Below are 16,083 nucleotides of genomic sequence, written 5' to 3' on the forward strand. Positions count from 1 at the left end.
CCCCACTTCCCACCCACACCCCGCCACACGCCTTACAGGTTGGGCTGGTGGGCGCGTATTTGTGTATAACCCCCCGGCGTATGGGGGGGCGGGGGGTACCTCGCGTCCCCCCCCCCCCTCCACGTATGAGCACGCATGACACGTGTGATTCGACCGTCAGCGCATCTTTCCGCCCCGCGGCATCCGCATACCCTTCGGCATCGGACCCTTCGGCAGCGGCATGTTGCTCATCAGGTCACCCATCGCCCGCAACCGGTCGTTGGCCGCCGTCACCTGCGGGCCGGAGAGCACCCGAGGCAGCTTGAGCATCGTCGTACGCACCTTCTTCAGCGGCACCTGACCCTCGCCGTCGCCGACGATGATGTCGTGCACCGGCACATCGATGACGATGCGCGCCATCTTCTTCTTCTCGGCCGCCAGCAGACTCTTCAGCCGGTTCGGGTTGCCCTCGGCCACCAGCACGATGCCGGCCTTGCCGACCGCGCGGTGGATCACGTCCTGGCTGCGGTTCATCGCGATCGCAGGGGTCGTGGACCAGCCCCGGCCCACGTTCTCCAGCACGGCCGCCGCCGCTCCCGGCTGGCCCTCCATCTGCCCGAAGGCAGCACGCTCGGCGCGGCGTCCGAAGACGATCGCCATCGCGAGGAAGGCCAGAATGAAGCCCAGAATGCCCAGGTAAATGGGGTGACCGACCAGAAAGCCGATCGCGAGGAGGACACCGAAGGTGACGATTCCCACGCCCGCGACGACGAGACCGACCCTCTTGTCGACCCGTCGGGTCATCTTGTAGGTAAGAGCGATCTGCTTCAGTCGCCCAGTTTCCGCAGCAGTGTCTGCGTTTTCCTTCCTCGCCATGAACCGAAGTTTACGTGGCTCAGGAAGTGCGGCCCGACACGGCCTCCAGTACGTGCTGCGCCTCGACCCGGTCCTGTGCCCTGCGGCGGTCCTCCAGGACGGCCGTCCAGGCGTTCCTGCGGGCCCTGCGCTGGCCGCTGCTGAGGAGGAGCGACTCCATGGCGCGCAGGGCGTTGGAGACGGAGGGGAGGGCGGTGGGGCGGGTGGCTGCCGCCATCACCTCGGTGATGGGTCGTACCGGCGCGGCCTGCATGGTGGCTGTTCCCCCTAGGAACGAGTGCGAGTGCGGGCGGGAGGAAGAGGGTGCGTACTGACGAGCGTCACTCACCGGTGTTACCAGTGCGTGACCAAGCGGTCAAACGGTCGTGAATGCCCGAAGCCGTACCCCCGAACGAGGCCGCGGCCCGTACGCCACCCCTTACCTGCGGGGAGCGTACGGGCCGCGGCGGTGCGGCCGTTACTGTTAAGTAGTCGCTTGTGCTCGGATTCACACAGCGGGCGCGCGCAACGGGCGGGCACAAGCCGGCGGATTCACACCGCCTGGCGGACAGACTCCGCGCTCCGGCGCTCCATCGCCTGCTGGAACAGCCGCCCCGCGCGGTACGAGGACCGGACCAGCGGCCCCGACATCACACCGGAGTAGCCGATCGCCTCGGCCTCGTCCTTCAGCTCCACGAACTCGTGCGGCTTCACCCAGCGCTCGACGGGGTGGTGGCGCGCGGAGGGACGCAGATACTGCGTGATCGTGATCAGCTCGCAGCCCGCGTCGTGCAGATCGCTCAGCGCCTCACTGACCTCCTCGCGGGTCTCGCCCATGCCGAGGATCAGATTGGACTTGGTGATCAGACCGGCCTCGCGGGCCCGCGTGATGACTTCCAGGGAGCGCTCGTAACGGAAGCCGGGACGGATCCGCTTGAAGATCCGCGGCACCGTCTCGACGTTGTGCGCGAGCACCTGCGGGCGCGAGGAGAAGACCTCGGCCAGCTGCTCGGGCTCGGCGTTGAAGTCGGGGATGAGGAGTTCGACCTTCGTACGGCCCGCCTGGCGCTCCGCGGTCTGCGCGTGGATCTGGCGCACGGTCTCCGCGTACAGCCAAGCGCCGCCGTCCTCCAGGTCGTCGCGCGCGACGCCGGTGATCGTGGCGTAGTTCAGGTCCATCGTGACGACGGACTCGCCGACCCGGCGCGGCTCGTCACGGTCCAGCGCCTCGGGCTTGCCCGTGTCGATCTGGCAGAAGTCACAGCGCCGCGTGCACTGGTCGCCGCCGATGAGGAAGGTCGCCTCGCGGTCCTCCCAGCACTCGTAGATGTTGGGACAACCGGCCTCCTGGCACACGGTGTGCAGACCCTCGCTCTTCACGAGCTTCTGCATCGCGGTGTACTCGGGCCCCATCTTCGCCCGGGTCTTGATCCACTCGGGCTTGCGCTCGATGGGGGTCTGGCTGTTCCGGACCTCCAGGCGCAGCATCTTGCGTCCGTCGGGTGCGACAGCGGACACGTCCGGCACCTCTCTCTGCTGGCGCGGCATTCGAATCTTCGGCGAACACCAGAGTACGCCCGTTGATTGCTTGGTAGTGAGTGGCCATGGCGTCGCATGGCTCAGGGACAACCGGTGGGCCGGCTTAGGCACAACCGGTGGGCGCCGAGGGGCATTCCCCCGGCCGCCGGGGTCAGGCCCGCGCCGGCTCGACAGCTTCGGCGCCGGTCTTCGCCTCGGTGGCTTTGACGCCGGTCTCCACCCGGGCCTCCGCCGCGGTCCCGGTCGCCACCTCGCGTGGTTTCGGCTCCGCCTGCTCCAGCACGTTCCGCAGATGGCGCTCCACCACCGGAAGCACCTCGGCGACCGTGAGGTCGTGGCCCAGTTCGTACGAGAGCGACGTCACGCCCGCGTCCCGGATCCCGCACGGCACGATCTTGTCGAACCAGGTGTTGTCCGGGTTCACGTTCATCGAGAAGCCGTGCATCGTCACGCCCTTCGCGACGCGGATGCCGATCTGGGCGAGCTTGCGGTCCTCGCGGCGCTGGCCCGCGTTGGACGGGGCGTACTCGGGGCCGTTCAGGCGGGGGTCGAACTCCGTGTCGTTCACCCGGGGGTCGAAGTCCAGCGACAGACCGCCCAGGGCCGGGCGCTCCTCCACCGGATCGCCGAGCACCCATACGCCGCTGCGGCCCTCCACGCGCGTCGTCCGCACGCCGAAGTCCGTCGCCGTACGGATGAGCGCCTCCTCAAGACGGCGTACGTGCGCCACCACGTCCACGGGGCGCGGCAGTTGCAGGATCGGGTAGCCGACGAGCTGGCCCGGACCGTGCCAGGTGATCTTCCCGCCGCGGTCGACGTCCACGACGGGAGTCCCGTCCAGGGGGCGCTCACTGTCCTCAGTACGCCGCCCCGCCGTGTAGACGGGCAGATGTTCGAGCAGCAGGCAGGTGTCGGGGATCTCGTCCGCGAAGCGGGCCGCGTGGACCTCGCGCTGCTTCTGCCACGCCTCCCGGTACTCGACGGCGTCGCCGCCGAACCCCAGATGGACGAACCGCAGCTCACTCACGGGCATTGCCTCCCTCGCTCAGTGCCCGGGATCCGGGGGGTGTCCCCGCGACAACCGGGCACGTGCACATATCGCGCCCCAGCCACTGTACGGCCGCGTCCTGCGGAGCGGTCCGGCAGGCCCGAAGGGCCCGGAGGGCGGTGCCGGGCCGATGGAGGCGGCACGTCAGCTAAGCCCCCAATCCTCACACGATCGGATGAATGTGGGACGAACGTGACGGTGCGGGCAGCTTCGACCGCTAAATTCGCGCCGTTCCATGAGGGCTGCTCCCGGGGCCCGGAAGGCAGGAGACCGTACAGCTGATGTCGGAACGACCTCCGCAGCGCATCCCCAACCGCCAGCTCGCCGCGCTCATCGCAGAAGCCGGTTTCTCCAACGCAGGTCTCGCCCGCCGGGTGGACCAGCTCGGGCTCGAACACGGCCTCGACCTGCGGTACGACAAAACGTCCGTAACACGCTGGCTGCGCGGCCAGCAGCCACGCGGCACCACGCCCGCACTGATCGCCGAGGTCTTCACACGCAGGCTCGGCCGCCGGCTCTCCGCCCAGGATCTGGGGCTGGACGCCTGCGCGCCCGTGTACGCGGGGCTGGAATTCGCGGCGACCCCCGAAGAGGCCGTCGACATCGTCGGCGGACTCTGGCGCAAGGACTCGGGGAGCCACGCGGAGCTGCGCAAGATCGCGTTCACCCCGGCCGGGCTCGTGGTGCCCAGCCGCGACTGGCTGATCGGCCGCGCGGACGAGCGGGTCGGGCACGACGGGTCGTCGGCGTCGGCGTCGGCGTCGGCCGCGCCGGTGGGTGCCGCGCCGGCGGGCACCGTGGCGGGGCAGGCCGGGACGGGGGCGTCCGCGTACGGGACGTCGCCCTCCTCCTACGGAGGCGGTGGCGGCCCCGCGGGACCGGTGAGCGTCCGGGTGCCCGCCCAGGGCCGCGGGACCGTGCCCCGGCAGGCCGTCCCCGCCGGTGTGCCACCGGGCCGGCAGACGGACCGCGTCGCCGGCCAGCGGGTCGGTGGCGGCGACATCGCGGCTCTGCGCTCCGTCAGCGAGCTGTTCCGCACCCTCGACCAGGCGTACGGCGGCGGCCACGCCCGCCAGGCACTCGTCCGGTACCTGGAGCACGAGTGCGAGCCGATGCTCCGCGGCGTGTACGGCGAGACCACCGGGCGCAGGCTGTTCGCCGCCGCGGCCGACCTGACCAGGCTGGCCGGCTGGACCTCGTACGACATCGCCGCGCACGGGCTCGCCCAGCGCTACTTCGTGCAGGCGCTGCGGCTGTCCCAGGCGGCGGGCGACCGGGCGTACGGCTCCTTCGTCCTGATCACCATGAGCCGCCAGGCCGTCTACCTCGGCCACGGCCGGGAGGCGGTCCAGCTCGCCCGGGTCGCCCAGCAGGGTGTCGGCTCGTCCGCACCGCCCGTGGTGCAGGCGCTGCTGCACTCCGTCGAGGCGCGCGGACACGGCGTGCTCGGCGAGGCGCGGGCCTGCACCACCTCGCTCGCGCGGGCCGAGCGCGCGCTGGAGTCGGCACGGCCCGGCGACGAGGTGCCGCACTGGGCACGCACCTTCGACGAAGGGCAGCTCGCCGACGAGTTCGGGCACAGCTACCGGGATCTCCAGCAGTACCGAGCAGCCGTCCAACACGCCGAGCGCTCGCTCCAGTTACGCTCACCCGCGTTCGCGCGCAGCCGGCTGTTCTGCCGCGTCGTGCTCGCCTCCGCCCGCCTGGGGCTCGGCGAACTGGACCAGGCGTGCGCGCTGGGAGCGGAGGCCGCGCAGCAGGCGACGGAGATCCGGTCGGCGCGTGCGGTGGACTACGTACGGGACTTCGAACGGCGGCTGGAGCCGTACCGGGAGGCTGCGGCGGTACGCAACTACCGGGACAGGATCGCGGCGTTCGGCTGAGCGCCGGCCCCCTGCGGTCTCCTACGCCGCTGTGGGGAGCTGCAGCGTCCCGTGGTCCGGTCGTACGCCCAGATCGTCCAGGATCGCGTACGCGGCCCTGCGGCCCGACGAGAGCGCGCCCTGGACGGTGCTGGTGTCGCGGTGGTCCCCGCACACGTACAGGCCCGACAACAGCCTCACCTGGCGGCGCAGATCGTGCGGCGCCGGCATGGCGGGGACGGCCTCCGGGTCGTGCTGGACGGCCAGCAGCTCCCAGGCGGCGGTCGACGTGCCGTACAGCGTCGCGAGATGCGCGCGGACGGCGCCGTCGAGTTCCGCCTCGGGAGGCGGCGTACGGAGTCCGAGCACCGTCGAGGAGATCAGCGACCGGCCGGCCGGCGCGCGCGACGGGTCCACCGCGCTCATGACCGTGGTGTGCGCGACGGGGCCGCCGCGCCGGTCTCCGTCCAGGAGCAGCGCGGGCTCGGTCAGCGGGGGTGTGGGAGCGGTGTGGTGAAGGACCGTCACGGGGTGGAAGTCCGGCACGCGCAGGCCCGGCAGCAGCTCGGCGGCGGCGCGGGCGCCCGTCGCCACGAGCAGGGAGCGGCAGGTGATCTCGCCGTGCTCCTTCGTACCGACGGAGCTGATCGACGCGTCCGTCACGCACACGCCCGTCCGCACCGTGCCGGGCGGCAGCGTGGCCGCCAGCAGCTCCGGCAGGGCGGTGGCGCCGCCCTCGGGGACGCACAGCCGCCCCCTGGCGAAGCTGCGCAGGGCCAGGTCGGCGCAGCGGCTCGACGTGGTGAGGTCGGGGTCGCAGAGCAGCGCGGACAGCAGCGGGCGTACGAAGCCGTCGACCGTCCGCGCGGGCAGTCCGCGCGCGGACAGCGCGGCGAGGGCGGGGCGTTCGGGGCGGGCCAGCAGCCGGTTCACCGGCGTGGTCGCGAGACGGCCGAAAGCCGCGTGGAGGCGGGCCTGGTCGAGCGCGTTGCCCAGCGGGGGGCGGGAGTTGAGCCGTACGGCCCTGGCGCGGGGGACACGGGTGGTGGCGGCGCGGGCTCGGGTGCGGGCACGGGCGCGCGGGGCGCTTGCCAGGGCGCGTGCGGCGGTGAGTGCGCCCCGCGCGCTCCCTGCGGCGACGGTGACGCCGGCACGGTGGTGGCGTCCCTCGCTGTGGACGAGCACGCCCGGCGAGAACATCCGTAAGGCGGCGTCCGACAGGGCGGGGGTGCGGAGCAGTTCCGGGTACGAGGTGTTGAGCAGCTGGCCGATGCGGTCGAGGCGGAAGCCGTCGAGGTCCTCGGTGGCCATCCTGCCGCCGATGTAAGGGGCGGCCTCCAGGACGGTGACTGTTACGCCGGAGCGGGTCAGCTGATGAGCGGCCGACAGGCCGGCGATTCCGGCGCCAATGATGACGACGTCCGCGTGATGTTCAGTACTGAGCACGTGCCCCTCCCCGAGGTCGGCGCGGCTGCGTGGTCCGGGGCTGCTGCCTCGGCCCATCCAGGGAATACCTGAGCGCGGGTCGAGACTAGGAAGGGAACCGGCCGTTCGCAGTCGCGCAGTGGCGGGGGCATGGATGCGTGTGGGGCGCACGGGTTGCCGTCCGGCGGTTGCGGGGTGCCTCCGGGCGGGTTGCCGTCCGGCGGTTGCGGGGTCCCTCCGGGGTGCGGTTTCGTTGCCGGGGTCGGGGTTCGGTGCCTCCGGAGGGGTATGTCCGGACGGCATGATTTACGGCGCGTGCAGGGTTCGTTGGTCCCGAGGGAACCAGCATTTTCACGCGCCACAAATCAGCCTGAGTGTCCGGACACACCCCTCCTGCGGCCCCGCCCCCCTCACGCCGTCACGACACCGGTACAAGCCACCCCGCTACTCCCGCCCGCGGGTTGGAAGGGGGACGCGCAGGGGTCGTGGTCGGACACTCAGGCTGACTTGTGCCGCGTGGACAGGTTGGGCCGTCGGGTCCAACGAGCGTTGCACGCGGCGTAAGTCATGCCGTCCGGCCATGGCCCCGGAGCGGCACCCGGGCACCACCGCAACCACCCAGCCCGTCCGGCGCTTGAGGACAACGACCACCGGGCGGCACCGGAAAACAAAACCCCCCACCCCTACAACGCCGCTCGGATCGACTCGTCGATCTTTGGGAACGCGAACGTGAACCCCGACCCCATCAGCCGCCCCGGCCGCACCCGTTGGCTGGTCAGTACGTCCACCGAGAACTCCCCCAGCACCACCTTCAGCGCCACGGACGGCACCGCGAAGACCGTCGGGCGGTGCAGCACACGGCCCATCGCCGCCGTGACCTCCCGGTTCGTCACCGGCTCGGGGGCCGTGAGGTTCACCGGGCCCGACAGGGACTCCGTGTCGATCAGATGCCGCAGCGCCGCCACATGGTCGTGCAGGGAGATGAAGCTCCAGTACTGCCGTCCGTCGCCGATCCGACCGCCCAGCCCCGCGCGGAAGATGGGGAACAGCCGCCCCCAGGCGCCGCCTTCGCGGGCCACGACGAGCCCCGTGCGGGCGAACACCGTCCGTACGCCCGCGTCCGACGCGGCGGACGCCGAGTCCTCCCACTCGACGCACACGGAGGGCAGGAACCCCTCGCCGGGCGGCGCCGACTCGTCCACCGGGCGGTCGCCCGTGTCGCCGTAGAAGCCGATGGCCGACCCGCACACCAGGACCTTGGGCGGGGTGTCCAGGGAGGCGACGGCGTCGGCGATCGCCGCCGTACCGAGGACTCGGCTGTCCCTGATCTCCTTCTTGTACGCGTCGGTCCACCGGTGGTCCGCCACTCCCGCCCCCGCGAGATGCACGACGCCCTCGCAGCCGTACAGCCCGTTCACGTCCACGTACTGGCGGGAGGGGTCCCACTCGACCTCGTCGCCCGCCCGGGAGGGATGCCGGACCAGGCGGACCACCTCGTGCCCGTCCGCTCGCAGGGAGCGCGTGAGCGCCGTGCCGATGAGCCCGTTGGAGCCGGTGATCGCGATCCTCATGAATCCATCCTGCCGCCACCCGCCCACATGGGACAGTTGCTGCCATGCCGGAACCACTCATACGTGCCGCTCTCGTCCCGGACGACGACGCACTGAGCCGCCTCGACCACGACACCTGGTCGTTCCTCCACGCGGTCACGCCCAGGCAGGAGGCGCCGTTCGAGCCGTTCTTCGACTCGCGGCACCGGCCTCAGGACTATCTGGTCGCCGAGGTCGACGGCCGGATCGCCGGTTACCTCCGGTTGGTGCCGCCCACCCCGCTCGCCTGCAACGCGCACGTCCGGCAGATCCAGGGGCTCGCCGTGCACGAGTGGGCGCGCGGCCGTGGCGTGGCGCGGCTGCTGCTGCGCGCGGCGATGGAGAGGGCACGTGCCGAGGGCGCGGTGCGGATGACGCTGCGGGTGCTCGGGCACAACAAGCCGGCGCGGGCGCTCTACGAGGCGGAGGGCTTCGTGGTGGAGGGCGTGCTGCCGGGGGAGTTCTTCCTGGACCGGCAGTATGTGGACGACGTGCTCATGGGGCGTTCGCTGGACGTCTGACGGGCGGGGCGGGCGCGATACTCAGTCGACGCCGAACCGCTCCCAGAGGCGGGGGAGCCGGTCGGCGAGTGCCTGTGAGTCCTCGAAGTCGACCGGCGTGCCCTCGGGCTCCGGGGCCTGCGGGGCGACCCCCAGGTCGGGCGCGACCGCGCCGGTGAGCTGTTCGTACGCCTCGTCCGCCGCGTACCCCAGCTCCTCGCCGTCGCCGTCGATCTCCTCGTCGAACTCGTCGATCAGTTCCGCGAGGCTGTCCGGGTCGTGCACCGCGCCCTCGAAGACCTCCCGGCCCTGGCCGATGAGCCAGCAGCGGAAGTAGTCGAACGCGTCGTCGCTCGCGCCGCCGAGCAGGATCGAGGAGGCGGCCCACAGATCCCAGTGGTACGCGCGGTTGTAGCGGGTCTCGAAGTGCCGGGCGAAGTCCAGGACCGAGTCGGGGTCCAGCTGGAGCAGCCGCTCCACGAGGAGATCGGCGTGCTCGTCGGGGTCACCGCCGGCGGCCTCGCGCGTGGCGTCGATGATCTCCCAGAACTCCGTCTCGTCGGTCACGGGTACAGCATCGTGCTTGGCGCGGGGCGGCGCACGCGGAGCGCGGAAAGCGGGGGAGATCCGCGTGGGGCGGGTGAGGTGGCCGCGTATGTCGGACAGAAGATGTCTCCTTTCCGTGGAACGGTCGCAGTGAGAGACCGAGAGAGAGGACGCAGGCTGATGACCGACAAGCCGCTGACAGGAAAGATCGCACTGGTGGCCGGGGCCACCCGGGGCGCGGGGCGGGCGATCGCCGTGGAGCTGGGCGCCGCCGGGGCGACGGTGTACGTGACGGGGCGCACCACCCGGGAGCGGGTCAGCGAGGTGGGGCGGCACGCGGAGACCATCGAGGAGACCGCCGAACTGGTCACCCGCGCGGGCGGCGAGGGCATCGCCGTACCGACCGACCATCTGGAGGTCGAACGGGTACGGGCGCTGGTGGAGCGGATCGACCGGGAGCAGGGCCGGCTGGATGTGCTGGTCAACGACGTGTGGGGCGGGAACAAGTTCCTGGACTTCGACACCCCGGTGTGGGAACTCGATCTGGAGCGCGGGCTGCGGATGCTCGATCTGGGGGTGAAGACCCATCTGATCACCAGCTCTGTCGCGCTCCCGCTGCTCGTACGGCGGCCGGGCGGCCTGGTCGTCGAGGTCACCGACGGCACCGCCGAGTCGAACAGGGCGCCGCGCGAGAACTTCTACTACGACCTCGCCAAGAACGCCCCGATCCGGATGGCCTACCTGCTGGCCGAGGAGCTGAAGAAGGTGGGCGGCACGGCGGTCGCGGTCACCCCCGGCTTCCTGCGCTCCGAGGAGATGCTGGACGGGTTCGGCATCACCGAGGCGAACTGGCGGGACGGAATCAAGATCCACCGGCACTTCGCGCTGTCGGAGACGCCCGTGTACGTGGGCCGGGGCGTCGCGGCGCTCGTCGCGGACCCGGAGCGGGAGCGCTGGGCGGGGCGGACGCTCTCCAGCGGGCAGCTGGCGAAGGAGTACGGCGTCACGGACGCGGACGGCAGCCGGCCGGACATGTGGGGGTATCTGGCGGCGGAGGTGGCGTCGCCCGGCACGGAGGTCCCCATGGACGGCTACCGGTAGAGACGGGCCGTGCGGTCGGCGGAGTCGGCGAAGCGGGAGCGCAGCTCCGCCGGCTCCAGCACCTCCAACTCCGGCCCGAAGGCGAACAGCTGGGTGAAGGCAACGTCGGCCGACTCGACCGGAAGTGTGAGCGTCGTCCAGCCGTCCTCGTCCGGCGGGCCCGCCGCCTCCGCCGCCTGTTGGGCCGAGGCCCGGTCGGTCAGGTACGGCAGCAGGCGCAGGCCGTCCGGGGAGAGCCGGAGCACCACCTCCGTACGGAGGATCGACCGCGCGAACTGTGCCGACCGCTCGTCCCAGAAGGCGGGCAGGTCGAAGGACTCGTCCCGCTCGAAGCGCTCCTCCGAGAGCGTGATCTCCGTGAAGCGGTCGATCCGGTAGACCCGGAAGGATGCTTCGACGCGGGCGCAGAGGTACCAGACACCCGCCTTGAGGACGAGTCCGTACGGTGCCAACTCCCGCTCCACCTCGGCGTCCTGGCGCCGGTAGCGGGCCACGACGGTACGGTCGTCCCACACCGCCTCGGCGACGGCCGGCAGCAGCTCCGGAGTCTCCGGCTCCTGGTACCAGCCGGGCGCGTCCAGATGGAACCGCTGCGCCGCCGAGTCCGACGCTCCCCTCAGGGAGGGGAGCAGCGCCGCCGACACCTTCAGCCGGGCGGCGGACCCCGCGTCCTCCAGGCCCATCTCACGGAGCGCGTTCGGCAGCCCGGAGAGGAACAGGGCCTCCGCCTCGCCCCGTGCCAGGCCCGTGAGGCGGGTGCGGTAGCCGCCGACGAGCCGGTAGCCACCCGAACGCCCCCGGTCCGCGTAGACGGGCACTCCGGCCTCGGAGAGGGCCAGTGCGTCGCGGGTGACGGTGCGCTCGGACACCTCCAGCTCCCGTGCCAGCTCGGCCCCGGTCATGGAGGGCCGCGCCTGGAGGAGCAGCACCATCTTGATCAGCCGGGCAGCGCGCATGGACCCATTGTCCACGCGCGCCGCCCGGCACCGGCGGCCCCGTTACGCCAGGGGCTCCTGGAGCTCGGTCACCCACTTGTCCTTGTCCGCCGGGCATTCGAGGTTGACCTCGCGCGCGTAGCCCGCCGAGCGGTGGCCGCCCGTGTCGATCCAGCGGGCCAGGGTCTGGGCCGTCGGCATGATCGTGTCCATCGAACCCCGGTGGACGATCGTCGCGGCCCGCTCGACGGGAGGCAGGTCCAGGATCTCGAAGTCCTGGCCGGACGCCGGCTCGGCGGCGACCGTGACCCCCGCGTGGACGACGACCGCGCCGTTCCCCTCGGGGGCGTCCTCGTAGCGGGCGATACCGGGCCCCGTCGGGGCCACGCCGGCGGCCTCCAGGCGCCGGAACAGCTCCTCGTACAGAGGAACGATGACGGGTCCGATGTGCTGGGGTTCGTAACTGGTGGCCACGGCGGTCAGCTCGGCCACCCGTACCGCCGGGATTCTCTTGACGACGACGTCTTCGGAGGGCATGTGCCCCTCACTCTCGATCGACCGGAGCCGCGCCTCGACCTGGACCAGTGTGGCGGCTGCCGCCGCCATCGCCGCTTCCAGCTCGGCCCGCCGCAGCGTGAGCATGCCGCGCAGCTCGTCCGAGGTCACCCGGTCCTCCAGGATCTCCCGCACCTGCTGGAGCGTGAAGCCGAGATCCTTGAGGGCGATGACACGGTTGAGCTGGGCGAGCTGGGCCGCCGTGTAGTAGCGGTAGCCGCTGAACGGGTCGGTGTGGGCGGGACGCAGCAGCCCGATCGCGTCGTAGTGACGCAGCATGCGGGCCGACACGCGGCCGTGCCTGGCGAAGTCTCCGATGGTGAACATGACGTCCCCTACTGCACGGCTTCACACGGTGTCAGGGTCAAGAATGCCGTGGACGCGACCTCGTAAGGAACCTCGTGAAGGACCTCATGAGGAAGCGGCCCCCGATGACCACGAGGGCCGGCGGAAGCCGCTTCCTTACAGAGAACGCGTCGCTCAGAGGCCGTAGCGCTCCCGCGCCTCCTTCACCGCCGACGCGGGCACCTCGCCGCGCCGCGCGAGCTGCGCCAGCGCCGCGACCGTGATCGACCGGGCGTCGACACCGAAGTGGCGACGGGCCGCGTCACGCGTGTCGGAGAGGCCGAAGCCGTCCGTACCGAGCGAGGAGTAGTCCTGCTCGACCCACTGGCTGATCTGGTCCGGCACCTGGCGCATCCAGTCGCTGACGGCCAGCACCGGCCCCGGCGCCCCGTCCAGGGCGCGCGTCACGTACGGCGTGCGCTGCTCGCCGCGCAGCAGTGCCTCGTCGCACTCCAGGGCTTCCCTGCGCAGCTCGCCCCAGGACGTCGCCGACCAGACGTCGGCCGTGACACCCCACTCGGCGGCGAGCAGTTCCTGGGCCTCGAGGACCCAGTGGATGGCCGTGCCGGAGGCGAGGAGCTGGAGCCGCGGCGCCTCCGCCTTGGCGGGCACACCCTCCTTGAAGCGGTACAGGCCCTTGACGATGCCTTCCTCCACGCCCTCGGGCATGGCGGGCTGCGGCATCGGCTCGTTGTAGACGGTGAGGTAGTAGAAGACGTCTTCTGCGTCGGGGCCGTACATCCGCCGCAGGCCGTCCTTGACGATCACCGCGATCTCGTACGCGAACGCCGGGTCGTAGTTGAGCGAGGCCGGGTTCGTCGCCGCGAGGAGGTGCGAGTGGCCGTCCGCGTGCTGCAGGCCCTCGCCCGTCAGGGTCGTACGGCCGGCCGTCGCGCCGACGATGAAGCCCTTGCCGAGCTGGTCGGCGAGCTGCCACATCTGGTCGCCCGTGCGCTGCCAGCCGAACATCGAGTAGAAGATGTAGAACGGGATCATCGTCTCGCCGTGCGTCGCGTACGACGTCGCGGCGGCGATGAAGTCGGCCATCGAACCGGCCTCGGTGATCCCCTCGTTGAGGATCTGGCCGTCCTTGGCCTCCTTGTAGTACATGATCTGGTCGCGGTCGACCGGGTCGTACGTCTGGCCCAGCGGCGAGTAGATGCCGGCCGACGGGAACAGCGCCTCCATGCCGAACGTACGCGCCTCGTCGGGGACGATCGGGACCCAGCGCCTGCCGGTCTCCTTGTCCCGCATCAGGTCCTTCACGAGACGGACGAACGCCATCGTCGTGGCGACCGACTGCTTGCCGGAGCCCTTGTAGACGGACTGGAACGCCTTCTCGGACGGCTCGGGCAGCGCGACGGCATGCACCCGGCGGGCCGGGGCGGGCCCGCCGAGCTCGGCACGCCGCTCCTGCAGATAGCGGACCTCGGGGGAGTCGGCGCCGGGGTGGCCGTACGGCACCAGCTCTTCGTTCAACGCCGAGTCGGGGATGGGAAGTTCCAGCAGATCCCGCATGGTGCGGAACTGCTCGCCGGAGAGCTTCTTCATCTGGTGGTTGGCGTTGCGCGACTCGAAGCCGGTGCCGAGCGTGTAGCCCTTCACCGTCTGTGCGAGAACCACGGTCGGCGCGCCCTTGTGGGCGAGCGCGGCGCGGTACGCCGCGTACACCTTGCGGGCCTCGTGGCCGCCGCGCGAGGTGTGGAAGCACTCGTCGATCTTCGCGTCGCTCAGCAGCTTCGCCAGCTCGACGAGCGCGGGCTCGGCGCCGAAGAAGTGCTCACGGATGTACGCGACGTCGCGGGTCGCGTACGTCTGGAACTGCGCGTCCGGCACCGCGCGCAGCCTCCTTACGAGGGCGCCCGTGGTGTCGAGCGCGAACAGCTCGTCCCAGGCGGAGCCCCACAGCGACTTGACGACGTTCCAGCCCGCGCCGCGGAACTGGGACTCCAGCTCCTGCACGATCTTGAAGTTCGCGCGGACGGGACCGTCGAGGCGCTGGAGGTTGCAGTTGATGACGAAGGTGAGGTTGTCGAGCCCTTCGCGGGCCGCGAGGGCGAGTGCCGCCGTCGACTCGGGCTCGTCCATCTCGCCGTCGCCGAGGAACGCCCATACGTGGGAGGCGGAGGTGTCCTTGATCCCGCGGTTCGTCAGGTAGCGGTTGAAGCGCGCCTGGTAGATCGCGGAGAGCGGGCCGAGGCCCATGGAGACGGTGGGGAACTCCCACAGCCAGGGCAGCCGCCGCGGGTGCGGGTACGAGGGGAGGCCGTTGCCGCCGGCCTCCTGGCGGAAGTTGTCGAGCTGCTCCTCGGTGAGCCGGCCGTCGAGGAACGCGCGGGCGTAGATGCCGGGGGAGGCATGGCCCTGTATGTAGAGCTGGTCGCCGGAGCCATCGCCCTCCTTGCCGCGGAAGAAGTGGTTGAAGCCCGTCTCGTAGAGCCAGGCGGCCGAGGCGAAGGTGGCGATGTGACCGCCGACGCCGAGGCGCGAGCCACGGGTGACCATCGCGGCGGCGTTCCAGCGGTTCCAGCCGGCGATCCGGCTCTCCATCGCCTCGTCGCCCTCGAAGGCGGGCTCGGCGGCGGTCGGGATGGTGTTCAGATAGTCCGTCTCCAGCAGAGCGGGCACGGGAACCCCGGCGCTCTGGGCGTGCTGGAGCGTGCGCCGCATCAGGTACGCCGCACGGTGCGGGCCCGCGTGCTCGGTGACGGCGTCGAGAGAGGCCGCCCATTCGGCGGTTTCCTCGGCGTCGCGGTCCGGGAGCTGGTCGAGCTCGCTCGGAAGCTTGCCTACGGGGTCGGGCATGGTCGCCGCCTTCCAGACAGGAGGAGGGTCAAGAGAAGCCTTGTCTGGCAGGACAGGGCGATGGGCTGGGTGCAGCCCGCTGTCGACTGTAAGTCGCTGATCGATGATCGATCAAAGAGTTGACGGCAAAATTTCATGATCTGAAGAAATTGGCATTCAGTGCCCATGGGCGGGGCACGCGGTGACGCCGCGAATCGGTACGAAGCGGGCGTCGGTTCAGGCGCGCGGCGCACATCCGAGCACATGGTCCTTCACCAGTGCACCGATGAGGGGATCGCGGCGGCGGAAGGCCTCGACCAGCTCCTGGTGCTCCTCCGCGTACGACTTCTGGACGGTGCCGAGCCATCGGATCGACAGCGCCGTGAACACCTCGATGCCGAGCCCTTCCCAGGTGTGCAGCAGCACACTGTTCCCGGCGGCACGCACCAGCTCGCGGTGGAAGTCGACGGTGTGCCGCACCTGCGCGGTCCCGTCGGCCCGCCGGTCGGCCTCGTACAGCCCCGTCACATGCGGCTCCAGCGCGGATGTGTCGGCCGCCAGGCGCTCGGCGGCCAGCTCGGCGGCGATCTGCTCCAGACCGGCCCGCACGGGGTAGCTCTCCTCAAGATCCGCGGCGGTCAGATTGCGGACGCGGACGCCCTTGTTCGGCGCGGACTCGATCAGCCGCAACGACTCCAGCTCGCGCAGTGCCTCGCGTACGGGCGTCTGGCTGACGGCCAGCTCGGTCGCGATCCGCCGCTCGACGATCCGCTCGCCCGGCTTCCAGCGGCCGCTGACGATGCCCTCCACGATGTGCTCGCGGATCTGCTCGCGCAGCGAGTGGATGACGGGCGGGGTCATGGCGGGACTCCTTCGGGTGACCGAGGCCGAGGTTACCCCTCTTGGGCGGGTCATCCGTGTGCGGGCGACGGGGCGGTGGGGTGCGCGTACGCGAGGACGTGTACGCGGACACGACGGCGCCCCCGCCCGGATCTCTCCGGGCGGGGGCGCCGTCGTGAC

General features: G+C 71.2%; 14 protein-coding genes. 3 read left to right on the forward strand and 11 right to left on the reverse strand.

Going from position 1 to position 16,083, the window contains the following annotated elements; all coding sequences use genetic code 11:
- Positions 1-156: 156 nt before the first annotated feature.
- From ACFT9I_RS34715 to lipB, 4 genes are all read right to left on the reverse strand, one after another.
- On the reverse strand, positions 157-855 hold the full coding sequence (locus tag ACFT9I_RS34715) for a DUF4191 domain-containing protein (RefSeq protein ID WP_354608101.1): 699 nt from the start codon (positions 853-855) through the stop codon (positions 157-159).
- 19 nt (positions 856-874) lie between these two features.
- A complete protein-coding gene (locus tag ACFT9I_RS34720; protein ID WP_382571128.1) occupies positions 875-1,108 on the reverse strand; it encodes a hypothetical protein in 234 nt (77 codons plus the stop codon).
- Positions 1,109-1,386: 278 nt separating this feature from the next.
- Positions 1,387-2,352 carry a lipoyl synthase gene (gene lipA / locus ACFT9I_RS34725; protein ID WP_382571129.1) on the reverse strand — a complete coding sequence of 322 codons (966 nt, stop codon included), beginning with the start codon at positions 2,350-2,352 and terminating at the stop codon, positions 1,387-1,389.
- Between the two features lie 172 nt (positions 2,353-2,524).
- Positions 2,525-3,400, reverse strand: coding sequence for a lipoyl(octanoyl) transferase LipB (gene lipB, locus ACFT9I_RS34730; protein ID WP_382571131.1), 876 nt, complete (start codon positions 3,398-3,400; stop codon positions 2,525-2,527).
- 302 nt (positions 3,401-3,702) lie between these two features.
- Here lipB and ACFT9I_RS34735 point away from each other — a divergent pair, with 302 nt between their 5' ends.
- Complete coding sequence (locus tag ACFT9I_RS34735; protein ID WP_382571132.1) at positions 3,703-5,304, forward strand: regulator; 1,602 nt, start codon at positions 3,703-3,705, stop codon at positions 5,302-5,304.
- A 21-nt stretch (positions 5,305-5,325) separates the two neighbouring features.
- On the opposite strand, the gene ACFT9I_RS34740 is transcribed toward ACFT9I_RS34735, so the two are convergent.
- Together ACFT9I_RS34740 and ACFT9I_RS34745 are read right to left on the reverse strand one after the other, a co-directional pair.
- On the reverse strand, positions 5,326-6,729 hold the full coding sequence (locus ACFT9I_RS34740) for an NAD(P)/FAD-dependent oxidoreductase (protein ID WP_382571133.1): 1,404 nt from the start codon (positions 6,727-6,729) through the stop codon (positions 5,326-5,328).
- 662 nt (positions 6,730-7,391) lie between these two features.
- The gene (locus ACFT9I_RS34745; RefSeq protein WP_382571135.1) at positions 7,392-8,279 is read right to left on the reverse strand and encodes a TIGR01777 family oxidoreductase; all 888 of its coding nucleotides are present in this window, start codon (positions 8,277-8,279) and stop codon (positions 7,392-7,394) included.
- A 44-nt stretch (positions 8,280-8,323) separates the two neighbouring features.
- Here ACFT9I_RS34745 and ACFT9I_RS34750 point away from each other — a divergent pair, with 44 nt between their 5' ends.
- Positions 8,324-8,818, forward strand: coding sequence for a GNAT family N-acetyltransferase (locus ACFT9I_RS34750; protein WP_382571137.1), 495 nt, complete (start codon positions 8,324-8,326; stop codon positions 8,816-8,818).
- Positions 8,819-8,839: 21 nt separating this feature from the next.
- Here ACFT9I_RS34750 and ACFT9I_RS34755 read toward each other — a convergent pair whose 3' ends face one another.
- Complete coding sequence (locus tag ACFT9I_RS34755; RefSeq protein ID WP_382571139.1) at positions 8,840-9,364, reverse strand: DUF4240 domain-containing protein; 525 nt, start codon at positions 9,362-9,364, stop codon at positions 8,840-8,842.
- Between the two features lie 159 nt (positions 9,365-9,523).
- Here ACFT9I_RS34755 and ACFT9I_RS34760 point away from each other — a divergent pair, with 159 nt between their 5' ends.
- Complete coding sequence (locus tag ACFT9I_RS34760; protein ID WP_382571140.1) at positions 9,524-10,444, forward strand: SDR family oxidoreductase; 921 nt, start codon at positions 9,524-9,526, stop codon at positions 10,442-10,444.
- On the opposite strand, the gene ACFT9I_RS34765 is transcribed toward ACFT9I_RS34760, so the two are convergent.
- The 4 genes from ACFT9I_RS34765 to ACFT9I_RS34780 form a co-directional block, all read right to left on the reverse strand.
- Complete coding sequence (locus tag ACFT9I_RS34765; protein WP_382571141.1) at positions 10,435-11,400, reverse strand: helix-turn-helix transcriptional regulator; 966 nt, start codon at positions 11,398-11,400, stop codon at positions 10,435-10,437. The genes ACFT9I_RS34760 and ACFT9I_RS34765 overlap by 10 nt on opposite strands.
- 42 nt (positions 11,401-11,442) lie before the next feature.
- On the reverse strand, positions 11,443-12,261 hold the full coding sequence (locus ACFT9I_RS34770) for a MerR family transcriptional regulator (protein ID WP_382571143.1): 819 nt from the start codon (positions 12,259-12,261) through the stop codon (positions 11,443-11,445).
- 153 nt (positions 12,262-12,414) lie between these two features.
- Positions 12,415-15,084, reverse strand: coding sequence for a pyruvate dehydrogenase (acetyl-transferring), homodimeric type (aceE, locus tag ACFT9I_RS34775; protein WP_382571145.1), 2,670 nt, complete (start codon positions 15,082-15,084; stop codon positions 12,415-12,417).
- Between the two features lie 216 nt (positions 15,085-15,300).
- Entirely contained in the window at positions 15,301-15,924 is a 624-nt protein-coding gene (locus ACFT9I_RS34780; RefSeq protein WP_382571147.1) for a GntR family transcriptional regulator, read from the reverse strand.
- Between the last annotated feature and the right edge of the window lie 159 nt (positions 15,925-16,083).

The sequence above is a fragment of the Streptomyces sp. NPDC057137 genome (assembly GCF_042670825.1).
In the GTDB taxonomy this organism is placed as follows: domain Bacteria; phylum Actinomycetota; class Actinomycetes; order Streptomycetales; family Streptomycetaceae; genus Streptomyces.